Origin of the sequence: Bradyrhizobium guangxiense, from assembly GCF_004114915.1 — a bacterium.
GTDB lineage: Bacteria > Pseudomonadota > Alphaproteobacteria > Rhizobiales > Xanthobacteraceae > Bradyrhizobium > Bradyrhizobium guangxiense.
On sequence record NZ_CP022220.1, the window covers coordinates 913,799 to 936,784 of the forward strand.

Annotated in this window: 23 protein-coding genes; 13 read left to right on the forward strand and 10 right to left on the reverse strand. The window is 59.2% G+C overall.

The genetic code is table 11. The features are described 5' to 3' along the window. Positions 1-299: 299 nt before the first annotated feature. Complete coding sequence (locus X268_RS38805) at positions 300-1,385, reverse strand: TRAP transporter substrate-binding protein (RefSeq protein WP_128930203.1); 1,086 nt, start codon at positions 1,383-1,385, stop codon at positions 300-302. 88 nt (positions 1,386-1,473) lie between these two features. Next, a complete protein-coding gene (locus X268_RS38810) occupies positions 1,474-3,150 on the reverse strand; it encodes a thiamine pyrophosphate-binding protein (protein WP_164933594.1) in 1,677 nt (558 codons plus the stop codon). A 183-nt stretch (positions 3,151-3,333) separates the two neighbouring features. On the opposite strand from X268_RS38810, the gene X268_RS38815 reads away from it, so the two are divergent. The 3 genes from X268_RS38815 to X268_RS38825 all read left to right on the forward strand — a co-directional run bounded on the left by X268_RS38815 (position 3,334) and on the right by X268_RS38825 (position 7,384). Then, on the forward strand, positions 3,334-4,809 hold the full coding sequence (locus X268_RS38815) for an aldehyde dehydrogenase (protein ID WP_128930080.1): 1,476 nt from the start codon (positions 3,334-3,336) through the stop codon (positions 4,807-4,809). Between the two features lie 131 nt (positions 4,810-4,940). After that, positions 4,941-6,311, forward strand: a complete 1,371-nt coding sequence (locus X268_RS38820) for an amidohydrolase family protein (protein WP_128930081.1) — start codon at positions 4,941-4,943, stop codon at positions 6,309-6,311. 101 nt (positions 6,312-6,412) lie between these two features. Further along, entirely contained in the window at positions 6,413-7,384 is a 972-nt protein-coding gene (locus X268_RS38825; RefSeq protein ID WP_164938231.1) for a Bug family tripartite tricarboxylate transporter substrate binding protein, read from the forward strand. Positions 7,385-7,411: 27 nt separating this feature from the next. Here X268_RS38825 and X268_RS38830 read toward each other — a convergent pair whose 3' ends face one another. Continuing rightward, positions 7,412-8,206, reverse strand: a complete 795-nt coding sequence (locus tag X268_RS38830) for a GntR family transcriptional regulator (RefSeq protein ID WP_128930083.1) — start codon at positions 8,204-8,206, stop codon at positions 7,412-7,414. A 553-nt stretch (positions 8,207-8,759) separates the two neighbouring features. Between X268_RS38830 and X268_RS38835 the strand changes: the two genes are divergently transcribed. Next, on the forward strand, positions 8,760-9,719 hold the full coding sequence (locus X268_RS38835; RefSeq protein ID WP_128930084.1) for a LysR family transcriptional regulator: 960 nt from the start codon (positions 8,760-8,762) through the stop codon (positions 9,717-9,719). A 790-nt stretch (positions 9,720-10,509) separates the two neighbouring features. On the opposite strand, the gene X268_RS38840 is transcribed toward X268_RS38835, so the two are convergent. After that, positions 10,510-11,037 (reverse strand): GNAT family N-acetyltransferase, encoded by a 528-nt coding sequence (locus tag X268_RS38840; protein ID WP_128930085.1) that lies wholly within the window; start codon positions 11,035-11,037, stop codon positions 10,510-10,512. Beyond that, positions 11,025-11,339, reverse strand: coding sequence for a type II toxin-antitoxin system TacA family antitoxin (locus X268_RS38845; RefSeq protein WP_128930086.1), 315 nt, complete (start codon positions 11,337-11,339; stop codon positions 11,025-11,027). Before X268_RS38845 ends, X268_RS38840 begins: the two co-directional genes overlap by 13 nt. Before the next feature lie 421 nt (positions 11,340-11,760). On the opposite strand from X268_RS38845, the gene X268_RS38850 reads away from it, so the two are divergent. Continuing rightward, a complete protein-coding gene (locus X268_RS38850; protein ID WP_128930087.1) occupies positions 11,761-12,048 on the forward strand; it encodes a type II toxin-antitoxin system Y4mF family antitoxin in 288 nt (95 codons plus the stop codon). Between the two features lie 9 nt (positions 12,049-12,057). Here the strand turns inward: X268_RS38850 and X268_RS39900 are convergent, their stop codons facing one another. The 4 genes from X268_RS39900 to X268_RS38860 form a co-directional block, all read right to left on the reverse strand. Next, complete coding sequence (locus X268_RS39900; protein ID WP_188637393.1) at positions 12,058-12,288, reverse strand: hypothetical protein; 231 nt, start codon at positions 12,286-12,288, stop codon at positions 12,058-12,060. A gap of 37 nt (positions 12,289-12,325) precedes the next feature. After that, positions 12,326-12,508 (reverse strand): hypothetical protein, encoded by a 183-nt coding sequence (locus X268_RS39905; protein WP_188637394.1) that lies wholly within the window; start codon positions 12,506-12,508, stop codon positions 12,326-12,328. Between the two features lie 49 nt (positions 12,509-12,557). Continuing rightward, positions 12,558-12,788: a hypothetical protein gene (locus X268_RS39910; RefSeq protein WP_188637395.1), complete on the reverse strand. Its 231-nt coding sequence runs from the start codon at positions 12,786-12,788 to the stop codon at positions 12,558-12,560. A 209-nt stretch (positions 12,789-12,997) separates the two neighbouring features. After that, entirely contained in the window at positions 12,998-13,354 is a 357-nt protein-coding gene (locus tag X268_RS38860; RefSeq protein ID WP_232995558.1) for an XRE family transcriptional regulator, read from the reverse strand. Positions 13,355-13,645: 291 nt separating this feature from the next. Here X268_RS38860 and X268_RS38865 point away from each other — a divergent pair, with 291 nt between their 5' ends. From X268_RS38865 to X268_RS38900, 8 genes are all read left to right on the forward strand, one after another. Further along, the gene (locus X268_RS38865; RefSeq protein ID WP_128930088.1) at positions 13,646-13,825 is read left to right on the forward strand and encodes a hypothetical protein; all 180 of its coding nucleotides are present in this window, start codon (positions 13,646-13,648) and stop codon (positions 13,823-13,825) included. Positions 13,826-14,437: 612 nt separating this feature from the next. Further along, entirely contained in the window at positions 14,438-16,501 is a 2,064-nt protein-coding gene (locus tag X268_RS38870; protein WP_128930089.1) for a hydantoinase/oxoprolinase family protein, read from the forward strand. Next, positions 16,498-18,159: a hydantoinase B/oxoprolinase family protein gene (locus X268_RS38875; protein WP_128930090.1), complete on the forward strand. Its 1,662-nt coding sequence runs from the start codon at positions 16,498-16,500 to the stop codon at positions 18,157-18,159. The genes X268_RS38870 and X268_RS38875 overlap by 4 nt, the downstream gene beginning before the upstream one ends. Before the next feature lie 14 nt (positions 18,160-18,173). Next, positions 18,174-18,533, forward strand: a complete 360-nt coding sequence (locus tag X268_RS38880) for a DUF4286 family protein (RefSeq protein WP_128930091.1) — start codon at positions 18,174-18,176, stop codon at positions 18,531-18,533. Positions 18,534-18,685: 152 nt separating this feature from the next. Continuing rightward, positions 18,686-19,942, forward strand: a complete 1,257-nt coding sequence (locus X268_RS38885; protein WP_245477392.1) for an MFS transporter — start codon at positions 18,686-18,688, stop codon at positions 19,940-19,942. Positions 19,943-20,013: 71 nt separating this feature from the next. Continuing rightward, positions 20,014-20,649, forward strand: coding sequence for an RraA family protein (locus X268_RS38890; RefSeq protein ID WP_128930093.1), 636 nt, complete (start codon positions 20,014-20,016; stop codon positions 20,647-20,649). A gap of 21 nt (positions 20,650-20,670) precedes the next feature. Continuing rightward, on the forward strand, positions 20,671-21,045 hold the full coding sequence (locus tag X268_RS38895) for a cupin domain-containing protein (RefSeq protein ID WP_128930094.1): 375 nt from the start codon (positions 20,671-20,673) through the stop codon (positions 21,043-21,045). Positions 21,046-21,112: 67 nt separating this feature from the next. Further along, positions 21,113-21,922 (forward strand): alpha/beta fold hydrolase, encoded by an 810-nt coding sequence (locus X268_RS38900; protein ID WP_128930095.1) that lies wholly within the window; start codon positions 21,113-21,115, stop codon positions 21,920-21,922. A gap of 73 nt (positions 21,923-21,995) precedes the next feature. Here X268_RS38900 and X268_RS38905 read toward each other — a convergent pair whose 3' ends face one another. Beyond that, the gene (locus X268_RS38905; RefSeq protein ID WP_128930096.1) at positions 21,996-22,943 is read right to left on the reverse strand and encodes an AEC family transporter; all 948 of its coding nucleotides are present in this window, start codon (positions 22,941-22,943) and stop codon (positions 21,996-21,998) included. Between the last annotated feature and the right edge of the window lie 43 nt (positions 22,944-22,986).

Consider the following 22,986-nt stretch of genomic DNA (forward strand, 5'->3'; position numbering starts at 1 on the left):
CCGGCTCGGGCTGTCCTGTGTTCGTGCTGAATTCGTTACTGGGCGTCGTTGCCGAGTAAGAACTCTGCGGCGTAGCACTATATATATCGCGTCAGGGCCCAGAGTTGTGTTACCGCACACAGTTCGAGGGGATGACGGAGCGTGCGCGGTAAGACCCTCACGATCCATATTCGGCCGCAGCCAGTCCAAGAAGGATAGCCAGCACGAAACTTCTTGGGCATCGTTTGAACGCGGCTGCTGGAAGTCGCCTGAGTTGCCGATGCGAAGCGCGGGCCCCCGAGCCCTAGAGACCGATCCGGTCACGTCTTGTACAAGCTATACAGATTGGATTCGAAGCTCGCTTCTGCGACCCTGAACCAGGTCACGATGTCCTCACGAAACTTCAGCCATTCGCTGTAGATCTTGCGAAACTCGGCATTCTTCTCCGTCTCTTCGGCGTAGAGCGAGAATGCCGCGCGATAGCCGCCCTCCATGATCTCGCGCGAGAATGGCCTGAGCTCGGTGCCGTTTGCGATCAGCCGACGCAGCGGCGCCATGTTGCTGGCGTCGTAATGCGACAGCATGTCCCAGGAGGCCTCCGCGGCGGCCACCTCGAATGCCCGCTGATAATGAGCAGGCAAGGCCGACCAAGCCTTCGCTCCTACATAGAAGGCCAACTGCCCCGTGCAATCCCACCAGCCCGGGTAATAGTAATATTTTGCGACTTTGTTGAAGCCCAGCTTCTCGTCATCGTAGGGGCCGACCCATTCGACCGCGTCAATCGTGCCTCTTTCTAGTGCAGCATAGGTGTCGCCGCCGGCAATGTTCTGAGGAACGACGCCGAGGCGTGCGACCACGTCGCCCGCAATGCCGGGGATGCGCATCTTGAGGCCCTTCAGATCATTGAGCGTATTGACCTCGCGGCGAAACCAACCGCCCATCTGCACGCCCGTGCTGCCGCCGGGAAAGTTCACGACGCCGTAGGACTTGAAGAACTCCCTGAACAGTTCGAGCCCGCCGCCGCGATACATCCACGACAGATGCTGGCGTGGCGTCATTCCGAACGGCAGCCCGGTGTCGATCGCAAACGCCTTGTTCTTGCCGCTGTAGTAGATCGATGCCGTGTGTCCTATCTCGACCGTTTCGCTCTGCACGGCATCGAGTACCTGCAGGCCTGGCACGATTTCCCCGGGGCCGAACACCTGAATCTGGAAGCCGCCATCCGTCATCTCCTCGACGTGCTTGGCAAGGCGAACGGCGATACCGTGAATGGTGTCGAGGTTCTTGGGATAGCTGGACGCCAGGCGCCAGCGGATCGTGGCCTTTTGCGCTCGGACGACAGAGGGGGCGGTCAGCGGCAACAGGCCGACCGCGGCAACTCCAACAATAGCTCGACGGGTCTTCATGGTTCCACCCTGGTTCTTTATGATTGTTGATTGTCGTAGGTTGGATCGCTGACGGCGTGCCCGCTCCTCCGGCGCGCCGTCCGCCAATCTAGAGCTTCCGTTCCATCACGGCATCGAAATTGGTGACGGGCGGAAAGGCTTCCTTGTCGATGACGACGTCGATCACGAACGGATTGGATGCCTTCATTGCGACCGCCATGGCTGCCACAAATTCCTCGCGATTGGTGGCGCGTGCGCCCCTTGCACCCAGCGCGATTCCGGCCGCGGCGAAGTCGACGCGCCCGAAATCGTTCGCTTCCGCAACCACATTTCCCTTCCAGCGATATTTCTCGTGATATTCGAAGGCGAGCGCGCTGTTGTTCATGACGATGATCACGACCGGCAGCCTGTAGCGAACCGCCGTCTCGACATCAGCCAGGTGATAGCCGGCGCCGCCGTCGCCGGTAATGCATACCACCTTCTCCGATCGCGCGATCTGGACGCCGAGCGAGGCGGGGAGCGCCCAGCCGAGCGATCCGACTGCGCGGAAGAAGGCGTCGTAACGCAGCGTCGGGAACAGCACGCCGGTCCAGGCAGCCATGTAACCTGTGTCTGCGACCAGCGTGATCTCGCTGCCATAGCGGGAGAGCTCGTCGAGCACCGAAAGCGGGGAGAGGGCCGTGTTGCCACCTGACGCAGCGAGTTGTTCGCGGTGATTAGCTGTCCATTTATCAGTATCGCGGCGGCAGCGGTCCAGCCAGGCGGACGATGTCCGCAAATTCTGCTGTTTAACGAGGTCAAGTAGGTCGGTGAGGAAGATCTTGATGTCGGCGCGGACACCGAGGCGTGGCGCGTAGGTGTTAATGAGGGAAGCCGGATCATGGTCGATCTGGATCACGGTCGCCTTGCGGCTCGGCAAAGTGTAGCCGTTGGTTGCCAGTCCGCCCAATCGGGTCCCGAGAGCGAGGGCGCAATCGGCCTCTGCCACGAGCTTGTTGGCGCTCACCGAGGAATAGCGTCCGACGATGCCGCAGAAATTCGGGTGTGACGTCAGAATGGCCGGCTTGCCGCCAGCCGTGGCGACGATCGGGATGCCCGCAAGGTCCGACAGCAGTGCCAGTTCGGCCCACGCGCCGGCAAGCCGCACGCCCTCGCCGACAAACAGAACCGGGCGCTCCGCGCGCTTGAGGAGGTCGAGCGCCGTAGCAACCTCGGTGCCGAGCGCACGCACCTTGCTGGCGGCATTTGAGTAGGAACGTTCTAGCCGGTTCGCGGTTTGCGGGTCCCCGGGCAGCGCGAAGAAATTCTTCGGCACGTCGAGATGGGTGGGTCCGCATGTCGGTGTCGCCGCGATGTGAAGCGCCTGCGAGACGAGACTCCCAGTCATCTCAGGAGCGGCGACGGCACCGTTCCACTTCGTGACGGGCTGGAAAATGACATGTTGGTCGAGGTCCTGATACTCGTTCATGTGCAGGGCTTGCGTCGCGGTCGCTCCTGTCAGCGCGAATACCGGCGATTGGGCCCAGACGGCATCTGCCAGTGCGGCCGCGACGTTGGCGGCGCCGGGCCCGGCCTGCCCATAGGCCGGCGCGACGCGGCCGCTGGCGCGGGCATAACCGTCCGCCATGTAGACCGCGCTGGCCTCGCTGCGTGCGACCACCATTCGAATTCCGGCATCGCGAAGCGCGATCCACAACGGCTGGTCGCCGCCGGTGAGGAGGAAGAAGTTCTCGACACCGGCATGCTTTAGCGCAGCGGTGATGTCGGTGGCCACGTTGTTTGTCATTCTAGTCCTCCCCGCGCGGGTTCGTCGACCTGCAACGTCAATAAAGTATGTCATACCGTATTATTGCAAAAGATATTTTGTCAAACCTCCCTCAGGGCGCGTAGTAAGCAATAGCTTGACCTCACTAAAAGCCAATAATACGATATTATGATTCCAGATATTTATGCTGCAGGGAGGCGTTCCGTGAAGAAGTACCAGATGTATATCGGTGGAAAGTGGGAGGATCCGGCCTCGGGCGAGTGGTTCGAGACCATGAATCCCTACACCGCCGAGCCATGGGCGTTGATCCCGCGCGGCAATGCCGAGGATGCCGCGCGCGCAGTCCAGGCGGCGCATCGGGCGATGAATGTGGGGCCGTGGCCCAAGCTGAATGCAACGCAGCGCGGCGCGCTGATGCGCAAGCTGGGGGACCTGATCGCGGCGAATGCAGAGCGGCTCGCCGAGATCGAAGTGAGGGACAACGGCAAGCTGATCAGCGAGATGCGAGGGCAGCTCAATTACATTCCGCAATGGTACTATTACTTCGGCGGCCTCGCGGACAAGATTCAGGGCTCGGTCATCCCGATCGACAAGCCCAACATGTTCACCTACACCAAGCACGAGCCGGTCGGCGTCGTCGTCGGTATCATCCCCTGGAATTCGCCGTTGATGCTGGTCGCCTGGAAGCTTGCGCCGGCGCTGGCGGCCGGAAATACCGTGGTGCTCAAGCCCTCGGAATTCACCTCCGCATCGCTCCTCGAGATGATGGCGCTGGTGGAGGAGGCGGGCTCCCCCCCTGGGGTCATCAACGTGGTTACCGGCTTTGGCAATGAGGTCGGGCCGGCGCTGGTCGAGCATCCTCAGGTCGCCAAGGTCGCGTTCACCGGCTCCGATGCCACCGGCCAGAAGATCTACAAGGGCGCTGCGCGCGGCCTGAAACGCGTCAGCCTGGAGCTGGGCGGCAAGTCGCCCAATATCGTGTTCGACGACGCCAATCTCGACAATGCGGTCAACGGCGCCATTGCCGGAATCTTCGCGGCCGTCGGGCAGGCGTGCATCGCCGGTTCGCGAATGCTGGTACAGGAATCTGTCCACGACGCCTTCGTCGAAAAGCTCCTGAAGGCGGCGGCCACGATCAAGATGGGCGATCCAATGCAGAACGAAACACAGGTCGGGCCGGTCGCCAACCGGCCGCAGTTCGACAAGGTCCTCGCCTATATGGAGATCGGCAAGAAGGATGGCGCGCATCTGGCACTCGGAGGCGATCGTGCCCATCGGCCGGAATGCGGCAAGGGTCTCTTCGTCGAGCCCACGGTCTTCACCGGCGTCAAGAACAGCATGAGGATCGCGCAGGAGGAGGTGTTCGGCCCGATCCTGTCCGTGATCCCATTTCGCGATGAGGAGGAAGCCGTCGAGATCGGCAACGACATCCTCTTTGGTCTGGCCGCAGGCGTCTGGACGCAGAACATGAAGCGCGCCCATGTCATGGCTGACCGGCTAAAGGCCGGCATGGTCTGGGTCAATACCTACCGCACGGTGAGCTACATGGCCCCGTTCGGCGGTTACAAGCGCAGCGGTCTCGGTCGCGAAAACGGCATCGAGGCCATCAACGAATACATGCAGACCAAGACCGTCTGGATGAGCAGCGGCGACGAGCCCTATCCGTTCGTGCTGCGATAAATCGCTGAGTTAGGTGATCCAGGGCGCATCGTCTCGGGATCAATTGCTAATTGCTCGTAATATAGTACTATAAGATTTAATGGCCCCTGGGACCAACCCGTGGGGAACGAGGAAACAGGGAGGAGCGCCGCATGAGAGCCGCATCGGTCGTCATCTTGGCCATCGCGGGCCTGTGTCTATCGGGCATGCCGGGACAGGCGCAAACAAAGTCAGTCGTCCTGAAGGGAGCCACTCTGATCGACGGAGCGGGTGGAAAGCCGCTTCCCGATTCCGTCTTGGTCATTCGCGACGGACGCATCGCGGCCGTTGGGTCCGTAACGGCGGTGCCGGTGCCATCCGATGCCGATGTCGTTGACCTCAAGGGCAAGTCCATCATCCCCGGCATGATCTCGGATCATTCCCATGTGGGTATCGTCAGGGGCCTCAAGGCGAGTCCGGACAACTATAATCGCGACTACATCTTGTCCCAACTTCGACAGTGGGAGGCCTATGGCGTCACCACGATCACGTCGCTGGGCCTGAACGCACCTGAATTCTACGATCTGCGAGCGGATCTACATGCCGGCAAGGCGCCAGGGGCCGACATCTTTGGCGCCGACCGCGGCATTGGGGTTGCGATGGGAGCACCGCCCGTGGCGATCGTTCCCGTCGGCCCGAACCAGATCTATCGCCCGGATACGCCCGACGCAGCGCGCGAAGCGGTGAGGGAGATGGCGGGACGCAAGACCGACCTGATCAAGATCTGGCTTGACGACTTCGGCAAGCTGCTGCCAGTCAAAGTGAAGCCGGAGGTCTATACCGCCGCCGTCGACGAGGCCCACAAGAACGCGCTTCGGGTCGCCTTCCACATCAACGACCTCGAAGATGCTCAGGCCGCCCTGAAGGCCGGCGCTGACATTCTGGCGCACGGCATCCGTGACAAAGAGATCGATCCGCCGACGATCGAATTGATGAAGAAGAATGCCGCCTGGTACGTTCCCACCTTGGCGCTCGACGATTCAAATTTCATTTTTGCCGACAAGCCGCAGGTCTCGGCGGATCCGTTCGTGAACCGGGCACTGGATCCCGCCGTGAAGACGCAATTGGAGGATCCGGCTTGGCAGCAGAAGGTCCATGACGCACCAGCTTCCGAGCGCGCCCGCAAGGCGCTGGCGATGAACCAGAAGAACCTGATGACGCTTTACAAGGCAGGTATCGGCATCGGGTTCGGATCCGATTCCGGCGTGGGCCTGCGTTTCCCCGGCATTGCCGAACATCGTGAGCTCGATCTCATGGTTGAAGCCGGCCTCACGCCGATGCAGGCGCTGACCATCGCGACCAGCGGCGCGGCGAAGCTGCTCAAGCTGGATGACCGCGGTGTCCTGCTAGCTGGCAAGCTCGCCGATCTCGTCGTGCTCGACGCCGATCCATCGGCCGACATAGCCAACGTCCACAAGATCTCGGCGGTCTGGCACCGCGGAAAACCTGTTGCAGGGCCGATCGCAACGTTTGCGCAGCGATAAGGAGAATGGGCGGGGCCGGCGACGCTTGCATGCCGTCCTGGGCCCCCCCCCGAACTGTTGGTCCGAAGTCTTGTTCTCGATCATCACCTCGGGAGAAACACATGGGACAACTGACACGACGTGCCGTGCTCGCCGGCGCACTCGCCACCCCCTTTGTTGCCAGGGCAGAGGACTGGCCTGCGGGTCAGATGAAGTTCATCATCCCGTTTCCTGCCGGCGGAACGCTGGACGCTATCGCCCGTCTGGTTCAGCCGGGTTTGCAGCAGAGACTGGGAACGACGATCATCATCGAAAACCGTCCGGGCGCAGCGGGCAGCATCGGCGCGGCGGCAGTGGCGAAGTCACCGCCAGATGGCCGCACGTGGCTGTTCGTATTCGATACTCACGCGACCACCCCGGTGACGCAGCCGAGCCTGCCATATAATTCCGAGACAGATCTGGATCCGGTCATGCTGGTCGGTACGGCGCCGAACATCATTGCCTGTCAGCCGTCACGCCCTTACCAGACTTTGGCTGAGTTGATCGCTGCGTCGAAAGCCAAGCAGGGCGGCTTCGCATTTGCGTCGGCTGGAACGGCGAGTCTTGGCCATCTCACGATGCTGCTGCTTGCCAAACGCTCCGGCGCGCAGTGGAGCCACGTTGCCTATAAGGGAGCAGCCCCCGCGGTGAACGACGCGATTGCGGGACATATTGACCTGATCATCGCAGCGACCACGGTGCTCAACAGCCAGATCGACGCCAAGTTGCTGCGCCCTCTCGCTCAGACCGGCGCAACACGCCACCCGACCCTTCCCGACGTACCGACGCTCGCCGAAAGCGGGTTTCCCGATCTCGTCGCGACGCCTTGGTGGGGACTGTATGCGCCCGGGAAGACGCCCAAACAGATCATCGCGCGTTTCAATACAGAGATGCGCGCGGTTCTGAAGGACGCCAGCGTGACGGGACGGATCAACGCGATGGGGCTGACGGTCGCTGCGAGCGATCCGGACTACATGCGCAACTTTTACGCGGAGCAGGCGCATATTTGGGGGCAGGTGGTTCGAGACAACGGTCTCCAGGCCGAGGGTGGATAGCAGATAGACCATCGCGCGGACCGGTTTTTACATCGTCACCCTACCGACCGGATTATTTGGTGCCGCGTCACGGCGCGGCCGTCCCCGCGGACGTTTCGCCCGAAGCGCGGCTTCCGCGTCCAGCGCGGCCTGGTGTTCCGCCGCCACCTCCAGCTGCTCCAGCACCTTGAGGGTTGCTCTCGCGCCCATGTTGACGTGATTGACGGCAGCCTGCCACGCCGCCTGCGGCTTCCGTGTGATGATCGCGTCGATTATCGCATGGACCTCGACAGCGTTTTCCTTCAGGCGTTCGGGCTGCGACAGAACAATGGGACGAAGATAGCTGAGACGTGCGCGAATGACGCTCACGAAGCCCTTGACGACGCTGTTGGCCGAAACGCTCATCAGGAATTCGTCGAGCTGATTCTTGCATTCGAGCACCTTAGCAACGCTACCTGATTTGAAGGCGCGGTCCAAATCTCGTTTGAGCCGGTGCAAGTCCTTGATTTCGCGCTCAGAGATCCGCTCGGCGGCGGTCCTTGCCGTCAGCCCTTCCAGCATACCCCTGACTTCATAGTGTTGCCGCGCCTCGTCGGGGGATACCCGCGCCACCACGGGTCCTTGATTGGGGATGTTGTCGACGATGCCCTCGGCCTCCAGTTGCCGCAGGGCTTCACGGACGGCAGTCCTACTGACGCCGGTCCATGCACACAGCTCGCCTTCCTTCAACCGCTCGCCTGGTTGAAAGCGGCCATCAATGATGGCGGTGCGCAGATTGCTTGCGACCTGTTGCCGGAGCGGTGCGGCCTTGGCCGGTACGCGCTGGACTTTGGAAACCTTCACGCAGTAATTCCTTGTACTAATTCGGTAATTGGTATCATACAATACTAGTTGATTATCCTGCTGCCTAGCTGCGATTTAGTCTCCTCAGGCTTGAGACGCTCGGACTGACATTGCCGAATATCCAACTTGCACTGGGCGAGAACGAGCCGCGGTCGAAAGAGTTGCCGCCGCACGCGCCTTGCCATCCTTGCTCACCAGGCGTCAAGGTCGGAAAGGGGTCCTGCGGATTGCGGCTCAACGAAGCACGTTCTCGCGGTCCTTTTCGCAGATCGCCGTTCAGGCCCCGCAGACCCATTCATACCTACGATGCCGGAGAGCTCGGCAGCCGCCGCCCTTGCGATGCGTTTGCCCAAGCTAGCTGGCGAATGGGCGAGGAAGAAACCAACGTCTACTGGTGCGCTCTGCCAGGCTCGCATAAGCTGAGTGGCTAACATGTGAGGGCCAAAAATTCATGCGGCAAGCTCGGTTTGACGGTTGGTTGCAGAGCTGTCGCGGTCCCGTCCGCACAAGCCGAACGGCATTTGCTATGTATCAATTCGCCCGTTCATAAGCCATGGACCTACGACAGCTTCGGTACTTCGTTTTCGTCGCGGATCTGAAGAGCATCGCCCGCGCTTCGGCTCACCTCGGCGTAGCAGGCCCTGCCATCAGCCGGTCAATCAGTGCTCTCGAAGACGAACTGCGAACGCCGCTGTTCGACCGAGACGGGAGAGGCATGCAGATGACGGAAGCAGGCCTCATGCTGCACCGAAGCGCATCCCAAATCCTGCGCGACGTGGAGCTTGTTCGTCAGGAGGTCATGGCCGAAGGAAAACACCTGACCGGCGACGTGATTATCGGAGCCACGCCGTCGGTTATCGCCATGGCGGGAGCGGAGCTCATCAGGGCCTGTCGCGAACGTCTGCCTCGCGTTCGTCCGCGCTTACTTGAGGGATATAGCGCTTATTTGCAAAACTGGGTGCTGACCGGCTCGATCGATGTCGCATTAGTCAACGGCCTTCAGCCAGATAGCCCGCGCCTCGTCAGTGAGTGCCTTGCCGTCGAGCGGCTGTTCGCCATCGGGCCACCAGGGATGTTCGCTGGCGATCCGGTCGGCCTTGCGAGCCTCCTTGAACATGCTCTGCTGCTTCCGTCGGCTCAAAATCCGATCCGAAGTTTGCTGGATGCGGGCGCCGCTGGCCTCAATCTCTCCGTATCCACGGTGCTGGAGATCGATTCCGTTACCCTTCTGAAAGACCTCGTGCGACAGGGCCTTGCTCCCGCTGTCCTCCCCTTCGGCGCTGTCAAATACGAGCTCGAGACTGGCGTCTTGAGCGCCAGCCCCATTGTCACCCCCGAAATCAGAAGCGATCTGGACCTCATTTACCTTGCCGATCGTCCGCCAACGCGAGTGGCATCCGAGGTGATCGACATGCTTCTGGAAATCCTACGCCAGATCGTTTCCAAAAAGGAGCCGAATGGTTTCGTCGAGATCCGGCATCGCGCCAGCGTCCGCCGCAAGGCAAAGACGTAGCCAAATCGCCGACAGCCAGAAGCGCGTGCCCACATAGCTCGATAGTGTCCACTGCTCGTAAAGGCCGGTGCGCAACACTCGAAACGAGGCAATGGTACCGGAGCCAAAGGCCATCATGGGTGTTAAGCGCTGGCGACTTCGCAATGAAGGCGTGATCCCTTTGTCGGCCTAACTGTTTCTGCGCGTTTGAGATGGGGCGTCTGAGGTTGACCTTCGCCAAACCGTCGCACGGATTCCGGCCGCCGTGAACGGCAGCAACTCCAGCCAAGGCTCAATTTCCCAGACCGTGATCTTCACTGGCCTTTCCGCGTCGGAATTGTGGGGCAGGCAGGGGTCAATGTCGATTTCACCAAGCGTAAGTTTCATGTTCATGAGCGCGCCGACGAATACAATCAGCTCGGCCGCCCGAAATCAGGCTCGGAGGAGCGTTCGTCCCATTGCCGCCGATCGCATTCAATGCGTTGCGTGAATGGAGGCTGCAATGTCCCAAGCCCGATCTCGGATCGGTGTTTCCAGTCCGGTGAAGGACGTCGAGATCGTCACCCGCGATTACATGGTCAAACGGGGCCCTGTGACCGGTGCAAATCGCCGCCGGTATCACCAAGTTAGGTAAGGCTCCAACGAGAAGGCCATGGACGCCGCAAAATATCCGGGCTTCACTCTCTTTCGGCACTTCTTTGCGAGCTGATATATAAACCGCAAGGTTGATGGCGGGCTTGAATTGCGGCGCCTAAGGTGGTCCAGGAGCGGCTCGGCCATTCGGTACTGGGGCAGTTGGATTGTGACGCCATTAGAGTGCGTCGATGGCAGTTTCGATAGGGAGGAAAAATGTTCGGGACCCAATCGGACTTTCTATGAATTCCGCTTCTTTCCAAAAAGCGGCAGCCTTCTCATCGATCGCGTGTACCAGGATGGCGCGAATACCGATCGTTTCAGATGCGTGAACGATTTGGTGGAGGGCATGTTGAAGCAGGTCTTGGCCGAGCCCCTTGCCCTTGTAGGTAAGATCTCGCGCCAAGCGGCCTATAATGGCTACAGGTACGGGATTTGGGAGTCCGTGCCTTTTTATGGGCGGCTTGGGAATTGCAGCCCTCTCAACACTTCCAGAGGCGATGCAGTAGTAGCCTACGACCGAATTGCCCTCGCAAACAACATAGGTGCGAGCAGTCTTGCCCTCGCTGTCGAGGGCGCGATTCTTCAACCAATCGGTCAGGGCTTCATTACCGCAATCAAAGCGGCTAAAGTCATGCGTCGGCTTGAGAAGCGTGGGGGAGGTTATGCCCGCACGCTTCCTCGGATGTTCGATTACTTCTGCCAAAGCGGCTTACGCTTCATCAGTGCCTTCAACTTGGTCCCGGCCGGAGGCGGGTTATCAAGTGCATTCAAGAAGGCATCGTGCTTCTCTGGATCAAGGACAAATAACCTTTGGTCCAAAAGCACATCGATGGCATGTTGCCGCGCACTATCCAGCATGAATTCGCTAAGCGTCTTGCCCACCGCCACTGCAGCGGTATCGATCAAGTGCTTTACCTGTGCGGTAGCGCGAATGTGGATATTGGTTTCGCTCCGGACGCGGCGCGACCTTACTCGCGCCGCAGGGCGCTGTAGTGCTGCTTCCATTGCGGTTACTCCTCACTTCTTATGAAGCGTTATATTGCATTCGTGTACACAATGTCAACACGGTTCGAATGGTTCCGAAGAAACTATCCAAAAAAGGGCCGAAGAGGACATAAGTGACCAATGGATCAACCGAAACGTTCACATAACCCAACTTAACTCCCCAAGTCGATTCTCAACGGGCGAGGTCCCTGGCAACGGTCGGAAAACCAAAAGCGGAAAAAACCCAGCTGCGGTCGAGCGGGGTCGCCGCTTGCTTGGTCAATGCCAAACTAAGCCGCTGTCGGCGTCTCAAATGATTGGACATCCCGGCGCAGATGTCGTCGATCGGCGACATTCTAAAATGTTGTCAAACGCTGACATTTCCGATTGTCAGCGAACGGCGACACGGTAATGTAAGCGATCGCTGACATTTGGATGTTCCATGCTCACACGTACCGCAGCCGATCTTGGCGCCGTCATCCGCGACCGGCGCAAGCGCCTCAAGCTCGATCAGTCGACGCTAGCTAAACAGGTTGGTGTCAGTCGCCAATGGATCATCGAAGTCGAGCATGGCCACCAGCGCGCAGAACTCGGGCTCATCCTTCGCGTCCTTGATGCTCTCGGCATCAAGCTCGATGCAGACAGCAATCTCTCCTCGGGCCACGCCGCCCCGAAGTCCGCCGTCGATCTGGATGCCATTGTGGCGAAAGCCAAGAAAGGAAAGCCATAATGGCCGAGCTCATTGCACTCCTTGAACGAAGTCGGTCGCGTCCGTAGTGATGCACGCGGCCGGCTGATCGTCGACGTTGGAAATCAGTGCATTGAACGTCATGCGTCGAAAAAGTTCTTTCGCATCCTTTCCCGGCTCCTCCGTGACCCGGCGCATCTCTTCCGCCATCAACACATAGGACCAGCGATCGCGCATCTCGACGGCTTCATCAGCTCGCAAACCGGTTAGCCCGCTGATCATCCGCGAACGCAAATATCCCTTGCCCGTCTACGTGCGATCAAAGCGCTTGACGAGAAGAACGTCCTTCGCTGCAAACCTTGGCCAACTCGAGCATCGCGCGTTCGACGCGAGTGTTGTTCCAGCGGTCGTCCGGACGATTGAACTTTGCGATCCAGAATCCGTGGTCATCTTCGACGACAGCTTTCGGACGGGCTCCGCCCATGGAGGTGCCGAGCAGCATCCAGTCTCGAACCTGGGCGCCTTCCTCGGTTTTACATCTTCCTAGAGCATCAAGGCTTCGGCGATTTCCTGAAGCTTTGCAAGTTCGAGCGTCTTGTTGAATTTGCGACGTGGTGCCGGAGGTTGTTGACCAAGTCCAAACCAAGCGCCCCTACGCCGTCGTCGGCTGAATTCAGCAGATAGTCGAGTTCGCCAAGCTGGGGAACCCCGGCATGCTTCTCGATGACGCGGCGACCCCAATAGTCCGAGCTTGCATCGCGTAACGCGCCAAAGACCGCCATTCAGTCGGCCTGTTTCGTAAGTCTCATCCGATAATTCAAGCTCGATAGGATCAATCGCGACCGCATCTCCGTTTGAGAGGTACAACTTGCCGTAGACGAAGCGAGCCAATGCATTGCCACGGCGATCCTTAGCGAGCTAGAATCGGGCCGGCGGTTATCGGTTCGGTCTGACACGGCAGCGTGATGTAGACGAAGCATTCGGTGTTGCTTTAGAAGTCATTGTCGAGCCCTCCGGACTTGCGCGCCCGCTTGCGTTCCCGCGTCGCTTGCAGAGCAATCCCTTCCCTGTCCTTTGAGGGGTCAGCGAGTTCTTCGAGGGGCTGGAGCATATCGTAGAGCCACAGCAGCCCGGCATACACCACGATACCCGTCGATGCTTTGCCCTTTTCGGCGTCCATAACAGCGCGCACGCCCGTTCCAATTCTGCTGGCTGCGTCCTGCATGGTCATGTTGCGGCGGATGCGTGCAGTACGCAGATCCGCTCCCAATTGCGTGAGCGTCCGTGACACCGGGTAAGGGGGCGCCTTTTGAAGTTTGTTGGTTGCTACCATGCTCTTGAAGGCCATTAAGCAGATTATTATGCTCTTAAGAGCATACAGCAATTTCCTGCAGTTTGCCATATTTTGCTTTTAAGAGCGCTTTATGTGCGATAATTTGCTCTCAAGAGCACTTATTCCATTTTCTAGTGCCGTAAATATATCAACGGGATATGTAACCAAAATATGCAGCTATTAGTTGTGAAAGTTCCTATGATAATCTATTTGGGAAGCTCTTTGACTCGTCAGGGGCAGCCATTTGGGACCAGCACCGAGGGTGCCGCCAGTCACGACTAACCAGGCGGGTCGGAATCCAGAAACATGTCTGGAGCCAACAACGAACAGCTTCGTCCGCCGCCGAGCTGGGACAAATTCGAGGAAATCTGCGCGGATCATTTTTCGCGCATCTGCAAGGACAACCAACACGACCGTGCCGGGCAAGGCAACTCGGCGTCGATGACTACGGCAAGGATAGCGGAGCTGATGCGAGATGAAGCGTGAGTTGACCTCCGAGATCGTCACGCGCGTTGTCAAGGAGGTGCGAAGCACTAATGTTGTTGCTGGTCCCAGCCCTGCGCAGGCACCGACCGGTCGGTCTGATCCACTGGACAACGGCTGACGGAAGCGCTCGAGCGCGACTACGCTGCGCGTTGCGAACCCCTTCTCCAGCAATCGGTCTTTCCCGAACTCCACAAACGAGACGAGCTCCCGCCGCTCCTTCCGATTTGCTGGAAACGAAAGGCAGGCCGCGTACGCTTCTCCCGGCACAGACGCTCGCGTCCGTGAATCAGTCGCAGAGATCCAGGCTTCGCCATCGTCTCCGGATCTCTCGCGAAATACGGCCTTGCTGACTTTGTCGCGTGACAGATTGGCCCTCCCAGGCTTGTCACCGTACGCATCAAGACTCTGGAGAAGAGGCTGCTTAGATGGGCACGGAACGGGAGGAACTCTTCTCACACGATGATCAAGAAGGGGGCGTCGGGCACGCCGCCGCCGCAGCAGGCAGCCGCGGGCGGAGGACTAATGCTCCCTTAAAGCTGGATTGCCCAAACGGTAATTCGGCTGTCACCCCATAGTCGCTAATCCTACCAAATCCTGAATTTGGAGGAGCGGATGCGTTTAGGCGCCGATATTGGGGGAACTTTCACAGATATCGTCCTGGTCGACGATGAGACCGGTTTATTTCGGCTCGGTAAGGTCCTGACAACTCCAGATCAGCCTGACAATGGCGTAATCAATGGAATTAAGCAGGTCATCAACGGTGATGCAGGCCAAGTTTCGCATGTTGTGCATGGGACGACGCTTTTCACCAACGCGCTGATCGAGAGAAAGGGGGCGCTGACCGCTCTCGTCACGACCCGCGGATTCCGCGATGCCGTCGAAATTGCGCGCGAGCACCGCTACGACATGTACGACCTTCGGCTGCGTCGTCCCGCCCCGATTGCCCGGCGGCGTCACCGGTTTGAGATTGCCGAGCGAATTCTGTCGGATGGAACAATCCGCCAGGCCCCCAACGAAGACGACGTCGCGCGCATCGCCGAGGAGATGCGCAGAATAGGCATCGAAGCGGTTGCCGTCAGTCTCATCAACGCCTACGTTTGTCCGGATCACGAGCGCATCGTTGGCCGCATCCTACGGGAAAAGCTCCCCGGCGTTGCGATAACTCTCTCCAGCGACATCTCCCCGGAAATCAGGGAATTCGAGCGTTCGACGACGGCGCTCTGCAATGTCTATGTCAAGAGCATCGCCGAGAAATATCTGACGCGGCTCGAAGCGCGTACGCGCGACGAGCTCAGCGATGCAGCCGGTCTTTATGTGATGCAATCGAATGGCGGTCTGCTCACCGCCAGCCAAGCCATCGAAGCGCCGATCCGTCTTGTTGAGTCGGGACCTGCGGCCGGCGCGTTGGCTGCGGCACATTATGCCAAGTCACTCGGACTTTCAGACGTGCTCTCTTTTGACATGGGCGGCACCACCGCCAAGGCCTGCCTCATCGTCGATGGCGAGCCTCTGCTGGCCCCGGAATTCGAGGTCGATCGGCAATATCAGTTCAAGAAAGGCAGCGGTCTCCCAGTCAAGGTGCCCGTCATCGAAATGATCGAGATCGGCACGGGCGGCGGTTCGATCGCGCAGATCGATGCACTCGGCCGCCTCAAGGTCGGGCCGCATAGCGCCGGATCCGTGCCAGGACCTGCCTGCTACGGGGCGGGCGGGGAACGACCAACGGTCACTGATGCCGATCTGCTGCTCGGTTACCTCAATGCAGGCTTCTTCCTCGGCGGAGATATGAAGCTCGACAAGACCGCCGCAGAACGTGCCATTAACGAACAAGTCGGGGCCTCGCTTGATCTCGACACGATAGCCGCAGCCTGGGGAATCCATCAACTGGCAAACGAAGCAATGGCTTCTGCTGCACGCATCCACGCCATCGAGCGGGGGCGCACCATTTCCCAGTTTCCGATGTTTGCGTTTGGTGGCGCGGGGCCGGTTCACGCCTACGGCGTCGCGCGCGTCCTGAAGTTGCCGAAGATCATCTATCCGTTCGGTGCGGGCGTCATGTCGGCCGTCGGCTTCCTCACCGCGCCACTGGCATTTGACTTTGTGCGATCAAGCCCGGCACGGCTGGAACAACTGGATTGGGGCGCAGTCAATCGGTCTCTCAAAGAAATGGAGGAGGAGGGGCGAAGCCGTCTTGCTCATTCAATGGGTGATCGAGAGGTCTCGTTCCGTCGCTGGGCCGATATGCGCTACCGCAAGCAAGGCTTTGACATCCGTGTGCCGATTCCCTCCGGTAAACTTGGGCCAGACAGCATCGCGGAAATCACCGCTTCGTTCGAGCGGGTCTACACCGAACTCTACGGACATACCGTACCCAACACGCCAATCGACGTGATGTCATGGCGAGTGGTCGCATCGGGGCCCAAGCCTGACTTCAAGCTACCGGTCAATACGTCGAAGTCCGACGGTCCACTCAAGGGCTCCAGAAAGATCTACGTCCCTGACGCAGGACTCATCGACGTGCCGGTCTACGACCGTTATCGCCTTGGAGCCGGTGATCGCCTGCAGGGGCCAGCCATCATCGAAGAACGTGAATCGACCGTTGTTATCAACGGACCCGGCGAAATTAGCGTCGATCAGAACCGTAATCTCATTGTCGATCTCGAGGTGGCCCGATGAGCGCCAAGGAACTGGACCCCATTACGCTCGATATCATGTGGGGGCGGCTCATTGCCGCCGTGAACGAGCAGGCCGCGGCCCTGATGCGTTCGTCCTTTACGTCCATCGTCCGGGACGCCGAAGACCTTTCTGCGTGCGTGTTCGATCGCCGCGGCCGGATGGTGGCCCAATCGGTCACGGGCTCGCCGGGGCACATCAATTCCATGGCGACAGGAATGGAACACATCTTGAAGACGTTTCCGCTGGATACGCTCCAGCCCGGGGACGTCATCATCACGAATGATCCTTGGATTACGGTCTCTCAGCTTCACGACATCACGATTGCAACGCCCGTATTCCACAATGGGCGAGTCGTTGCGCTTTTTGCAAACTGCTGTCACGCGCTCGATATCGGCGGCAGGGGGCTGTCGTGTGATGCCCGCTCCGTCTATGAGGAGGGTCTCTTCATCCCGATCATGAAGTTGCATTCGAAAGGAGAACCCGTCGAAGCCGTTTATCGGCTGATCGCGGCCAACGTGCGGACCCCCGATGAAGTGATTGGCGATATTCATGCACAGATCACCGCGAACGAAGTCGGAGCAAAGCAGCTCAAGTCTTTCCTCGAAGAGTTCGATCTTGCGGATATCGAAGGGGTGGCAGACGCCATCGTCGCGCGCACCGAAAGGGCGATGAGAGCCGCCATTACGGCTCTGCCCAACGGATCGCATCCGTTCAAGATCACCATTGACGGGTTCGAAAAGCCGATCGAGATTCAGGCCAAGGTCACTATCAAGGACGATGAGGTCATCGTCGACTATGAAGGGTCTTCCTCAACGGTTGATCTCGGTATCAACGTCGGTTTCAATTATACCGTTGCTTACACCACCTATGGCGTGAAGTGCGCAATTGCGCCAGACGTGCCCAATAACGCCGGTTCGTTCACGCCGATACGCACGATCGCCGCCGTCGGGTCAATCCTCAACGCTCAGCATCCTGCTGCCGTCGCTGGCCGTCATACGGTCGGTCACTTCCTCCCTTCAGCCATCATGGGCGCGTTGTCAGGTATCCTGCCGGATAAGGTGATGGCACCCGGCGCCGACAGTCTCTGGAATACGCATATCAGCGGCTTCGATAAGCGCGACAATCAGTTCTTCTCGTACACTTGGTTCTCTACCGGCGGAACTGGCGCCCTCAAGGGACTCGATGGCCTCTCGGCCACCTCCTATCCAAGCGGTGTCGCCGGTGTGCCCGTGGAAATCATCGAAGCTTTGACGCCTCTGGTCGTACGGCAAAGAGCGCTTCGACCTGACTCCGGCGGAGCCGGCGAACATCGTGGTGGCTTGGGCCAGACAATGGAAGTCGAGGTTCTGACCGAGAAGCCCTATCTCTTCTCAGGCATGTACGATCGATGTCACTATCCAGCACCAGGTTTGTACGATGGCAAATCCGGCGCGACCGGTTCGATCGCCAGTTCGAATGGCGAGGAGGTCCGCCCCAAGCTGAGCCGCATGTTGCCGCCAGATACGGTTTTAACGCTCTCGCTACCCGGCGGCGGCGGATTCGGTGACGTTAAACGTCGGGACCGGGAGGCGATCCTCAACGACGTGCTGGACGGTTACGTAACGCCGGAGGCGGCGAAACGTGACTACGGCTTTGAATACACTCCTCCTCACAAGTAGCAACGGAGCGCTTGATGCCGATCCAATCCCGCTTTGTCCTGATTGCTTCAATGGACGTCGATCCTGCGCACGAAGATCTCTTCAACGAGGTGTACGATGGGGAACATGTCCCGCATCTCCTGAAAGTGCCAGGGGTTCACAGCGTTACGCGCGTCAAAGGAGTTCCCTTCGCGTTCGCCATTGCCAACGGCATCAAGGATATGCCGGCGCCCAAGCCGATCTATACGGCCATTTATGAGATTGACCATCCGGACGTCTTGAAGAGCGCCGAATGGGCAAAGGCAGTCGAGGCGGGCAGATGGGCAAGCGAAGTGAGGCCGCATACCCGCAATAGGCACCACGCTGTCTATCAGAGGCAATCCACTAGCCCATAGAGCACAATCACCAATCAAACGTCGTGACGCTTGCCGGGGCGCCAACGACGGGCAGATCAAATGATAACGCGCAGGAGATAGGGATGACGACAAGCGCAGAGACGACATTGACGCCGCAGCTCGACACTGTCGGCCCAAGCACGGCAGGAAAGATGACGCGGCTTGCACTCGCCAGCATGGTGGGTACCTCGCTGGAATGGTACGAGTTCGTAATCTACAATTCCATGGCAGCTCTGATCTTCAATAAGCTCTTTTTCCCGTCATTTGATCCGATTGTCGGTACAATTCTTGCGTTTTCGACTTATGCCGTAGGTTACATCTCGCGTCCCATCGGCGGAATTATCTTCGGTCGCCTCGGAGATAAGGTCGGGCGTCGTGCCGTCCTCGTCTATACGCTCGCTTTGATGGGCATTTCTACCCTGGCGATGGGCTTGCTGCCTACGTACGGGAGCATCGGAATCGCCGCGCCCCTGCTGCTCGTTAGTCTCAGGACCATTCAGGGCATCGCGCTCGGTGGCGAGTGGGCTGGCGCCATCCTTCTTTCCGTGGAGCATGGCAAGCCACAAAATCGCGGGCTCAATGCGTCGTGGACGCAAGTCGGCCCCTCTGCCGGTACTCTTCTCGCCGCAGGGGCCATCGCCGTCACGACGACGCTGCTGAATGAGGCCGATTTCCTGTCCTGGGGCTGGCGCCTTCCGTTTCTGGCCAGCACCGTGCTGGTGTTCTTCGGATTCTGGATCCGCTGGAGCGTTGAGGAAACACCCCACTTCCATCAGCTGCAGGCCGGCCATGCGACGACCAAGGCGCCGGTTGCCGAGGTCCTGAGGGACCATTGGCGCAACCTGTTAGTGGCCGGTAGCGTTCGAATCGGTTCGGACGTGGTGTATGGACTGCTTGCCGTATTCACCTTGACGTATGTCACTCAGAAGCTGGGTTTGAGCCGCACATTGGCCCTGACCGCTGTTCTGATCGGCGCCGGCGTGCATGCCATATCCGTTCCCCTGCTTGCGGCGCTCTCTGACCGGATTGGTCGACGCACTGTCTATGGGCTCGGTGCTCTGGCATCTATCATCGGCAGCTTCCTCCTGTTCGGCTTGTTCGATACAAAATCACCAGCCATCATCATTGCCGCAGTTTCAGTCGGCATGGTGTTTCAAGCCGCGATGTTTGGTCCGCAAGGTGCTTTCGTCACTGAGCAGTTTCCAACACGTGTGCGATACACGGGGTCCTCGCTCGCCTACACCTTCGCAGGTGTCCTCGGTGGCGGTTTTGCCCCGCTGATCTTCGCCACCTTGTTGAGAGAGTATCCCGACACGTATGCGATTCCAGCCTACGTGACCGGAGCCCTCGTCATCACGCTCATTGCTTTGTTGGCAGCAACGGAAAAAGCCGGCCGCGAGATCGATTAGCCACCTTGTGCGATTTGGCGCCGCACATTTGCGATGCGGCGCCAGATCGCCGGATTGACCGGATGTGAACCATGAACGTCAAAACCGCGCTTGCCAGCGTGCCAAAGCCGCCTTCCGCTCTCATTGAAGCCTTCAAAGATGCCCCCACTTCGGTCATCTCGGACAATCTCGACCGATTGGCGGGTGCTGTTGGCTTGAGGCCATTCCATCGTTCCGGACGGTTGGTCGGAACGGCTTTCACCGTGCGGACGCGTCCTGGAGACAACCTCGCAATTCACAAGGCGCTTGAACTGGTCGGCCCCGGGGATGTCATCGTCGTGGACGGAGGCGGCGACGAGACGCGGGCACTGGTGGGTGAGATCATGAAGAATATCGCAGAAGAGAGGGGAGCTGCCGGCTATGTAATCGACGGCGCCATCCGAGACGTCGCGGCCTTCAGCGGTTCGGATTTCCCCTGCTTTGCCCGCGCAGTGACCCACCGCGGCCCCTATAAAAGTGGCCCAGGCTGCATCAACGTGCCAGTGTCGATCGGTGGGTCACCGATCGCCCCTGGCGACATCGTCGTTGGCGATGAGGATGGCGTTGTATCCTTTCCGGCCGCGATGGCAGATTCCCTGATTGAGGCTGTTCGTGCCCAGATCGCGCGCGAAGAGGAGACCATGAAGGCTATTCGCGAGGGGCGTTACGAGGGCTCTTACGGACGGTAGTAACCAGAACCAGAGGACGACATGACTGACCAGAAAAAGGAATTTCACAATCTTGATACACCGGATGACGGCTTGCTTCGCGAGCTGGCGCCCGGACTCACCACGCGCATCTTTTCGGGCGAACACGCGATGCTCTCGGTGGTGAGCTTCGCACCGCACGCCGAAGGCGTGCTCCATCATCATCCTGAGGAACAATGGGGCGTGCTGCTGGACGGCACTGCCATTAGGATTCAGGGAGGGGAGGAGATCCCTGTGCGCAAGGGCGACTTCTGGCGTACGCCCGGCAACGTCCCTCACACCATGCGAGCTGGTCCCGAGGGCGCCCGTGTGCTCGACATCTTCAGCCCACCCCGGCCCGAATATAAGAAGCCGGGATCCGGGTTCGGACAGACTTAGCCAGTGGCCTGGCTCTTGCTGCAAAGCGAGAGCCAGCTTTGCCCGTTAACGCTTCAAAGGGAAAGCCGTGCCGGAAAACCGTGAACTGGCCTTGGTTCGGTTGCCGTCACAAGTTGATGGCGTCGAATTGAACCTGTCAGCGATTCATCGCGCCGGAAAAGCGGCGCCAATCGTCTTCCTGCACGGCTTCGGATCTACCAAAGAAGACTACGCTGACATCGTGCGCCACGAAGCTCTCGCGGCGCATCCGTTTCTCGCCTATGACGCACCGGGTTGCGGAGAGACGTATTGCGCGGATCTATCAGACATTTCAATTCCGTTCTTGTTAAAGACTGCGCAGCGCGTAATCGAGCATTTTAAGCTCGACCGATTTCATCTCGTTGGCCACTCCATGGGTGGTCTGACGGCACTTCTGCTCGCGCACAAGTATCCCCAACACGTACTCAGCTTCGTCAATATCGAGGGAAACATTGCGCCCGAGGACTGCTTCCTCAGCAGGCAGATCTTGCAATTTCCGGAGCAGAACGTGGAGCGGTTCTTCGCCGATTTTATCGACCGAACCCGGCATATGCCAGCCTATGCCAGCGCGCTCTACGCTTCCAGTCTTCATCACAAAGTGAGGGCGGCTGCGGTACCTGGAATATTCCGCTCGATGGTCGATCTGTCGGACAGTGGAAAGTTGATGCAAAAGTTTATCGGCCTTCGCTGCCCGAAGATGTTCATGTACGGCGAACAGAATGCGACGTTATCCTATCTCGGCCTGCTTCGCACAAATGGCGTACGCCTTACCGAGATTCCGGCGTGCGGCCATTTCCCGATGTATTCCAATCCGATCGCCATGTGGACGCAAATTGCAGCGTTCCTGGCTGACGTTTAGAGGTCCCGGCGATCGCTAAAGCGCTCACCGAGGCTGTGCGCAATGAGGCCTTCGGCGGCTGAACGCGGGGTTGCTATTCGAGTGGATTCATCAGCAAGATCGTAATGAGCAAAGGAAGCGTCACTGCCGACAAAAGCGTGCCTAAAGCAACCGCAGCAGACGTTGAGTTCGCCAGCAATTTGTACTGCGTGGCGAACAGGTACGCATTGGCCCCTGCCGGCATGGCCGCAAATAGAACGATGACGTCGCCAACCAAGGGCGGCAGATGTAGAACGGGAAAGGCCAGCGTCCAGGCAACAAGGGGCATGATGATGAGCTTCAGAAAGCACATGACCGCGAGGCTCAGTGCTTCTCCGCGGAGTTCGAATCGCATAAGGCCGACCCCCAGCGCGATCAGAGCTGCCGGAGACCCGGCTTGAGCGAGTTGCTCGCAAGTCCGATCTACCAGCGAATTCAGTCCTGCCCCGGTCATTCGCCAAAAGAAGCCAGCTGCAATCGCGATTATGATCGGATTGCGCAAAAGATCTAACAGGAGGCGAAGCACAAGTGCCCAAATCGAGGCGCCATCTTTCCGCTCGATCCAGGCGATCTGAAGTGTTCCGCTGAGCCATAACAACGGTGTGTTAATGGCAAGGATCAGCGCCATTGGCCCCGCCGCCTTCGGACCGAACGCCGTGAGCGCGAGCGGAATACCGAGCATCGCTATGTTGCCGTACACAGCGCTCGTGGCTGCGACAACGCCGGCCGCGGGCGTCACGCGAAGCAGGCGTGCCGACAGAGCTAGAGCGGCGATCCAGGTGAGGGCGACAGCGCCATAGTAGGCGCCCCATGCCAGCAAAGGATTCATAGCAGGAAATTGCGAGATGACGATGGTCCGGAAGAGAAGCGCTGGTATTGCAATCGAGAATGCGAACTCGGAAATGCCCTTCTGCGCACCTTCTGAAACCAGTCCGCTAACAGCTGCGGCGTAGCCCACAGCAATGAGCCCAAAGGTCGGAGCAACGATCGCAAGTACATTCATATCGGGGTTGACGAGCAGACTGATTGTGATGCCGACGATTAGT

Bases quoted from the DNA above. Each gene is read 5' to 3' on its own strand.
- X268_RS38805 (WP_128930203.1), bottom strand. From the start codon at position 1,385: ATGAAGACCCGTCGAGCTATTGTTGGAGTTGCCGCGGTCGGCCTGTTG.
- X268_RS38810 (WP_164933594.1), bottom strand. From the start codon at position 3,150: ATGACAAACAACGTGGCCACCGACATCACCGCTGCGCTAAAGCATGCC.
- X268_RS38820 (WP_128930081.1), top strand. From the start codon at position 4,941: ATGAGAGCCGCATCGGTCGTCATCTTGGCCATCGCGGGCCTGTGTCTA.
- X268_RS38825 (WP_164938231.1), top strand. From the start codon at position 6,413: ATGGGACAACTGACACGACGTGCCGTGCTCGCCGGCGCACTCGCCACC.
- X268_RS38835 (WP_128930084.1), top strand. From the start codon at position 8,760: ATGGACCTACGACAGCTTCGGTACTTCGTTTTCGTCGCGGATCTGAAG.
- X268_RS38845 (WP_128930086.1), bottom strand. From the start codon at position 11,339: ATGGAAGCAGCACTACAGCGCCCTGCGGCGCGAGTAAGGTCGCGCCGC.
- X268_RS38850 (WP_128930087.1), top strand. From the start codon at position 11,761: ATGCTCACACGTACCGCAGCCGATCTTGGCGCCGTCATCCGCGACCGG.
- X268_RS39900 (WP_188637393.1), bottom strand. From the start codon at position 12,288: ATGATCAGCGGGCTAACCGGTTTGCGAGCTGATGAAGCCGTCGAGATG.
- X268_RS39905 (WP_188637394.1), bottom strand. From the start codon at position 12,508: ATGCTGCTCGGCACCTCCATGGGCGGAGCCCGTCCGAAAGCTGTCGTC.
- X268_RS39910 (WP_188637395.1), bottom strand. From the start codon at position 12,788: ATGGCGGTCTTTGGCGCGTTACGCGATGCAAGCTCGGACTATTGGGGT.
- X268_RS38860 (WP_232995558.1), bottom strand. From the start codon at position 13,354: ATGGCCTTCAAGAGCATGGTAGCAACCAACAAACTTCAAAAGGCGCCC.
- X268_RS38865 (WP_128930088.1), top strand. From the start codon at position 13,646: ATGTCTGGAGCCAACAACGAACAGCTTCGTCCGCCGCCGAGCTGGGAC.
- X268_RS38870 (WP_128930089.1), top strand. From the start codon at position 14,438: ATGCGTTTAGGCGCCGATATTGGGGGAACTTTCACAGATATCGTCCTG.
- X268_RS38875 (WP_128930090.1), top strand. From the start codon at position 16,498: ATGAGCGCCAAGGAACTGGACCCCATTACGCTCGATATCATGTGGGGG.
- X268_RS38880 (WP_128930091.1), top strand. From the start codon at position 18,174: ATGCCGATCCAATCCCGCTTTGTCCTGATTGCTTCAATGGACGTCGAT.
- X268_RS38885 (WP_245477392.1), top strand. From the start codon at position 18,686: ATGACGCGGCTTGCACTCGCCAGCATGGTGGGTACCTCGCTGGAATGG.
- X268_RS38890 (WP_128930093.1), top strand. From the start codon at position 20,014: ATGAACGTCAAAACCGCGCTTGCCAGCGTGCCAAAGCCGCCTTCCGCT.
- X268_RS38895 (WP_128930094.1), top strand. From the start codon at position 20,671: ATGACTGACCAGAAAAAGGAATTTCACAATCTTGATACACCGGATGAC.
- X268_RS38905 (WP_128930096.1), bottom strand. From the start codon at position 22,943: ATGAATGTACTTGCGATCGTTGCTCCGACCTTTGGGCTCATTGCTGTG.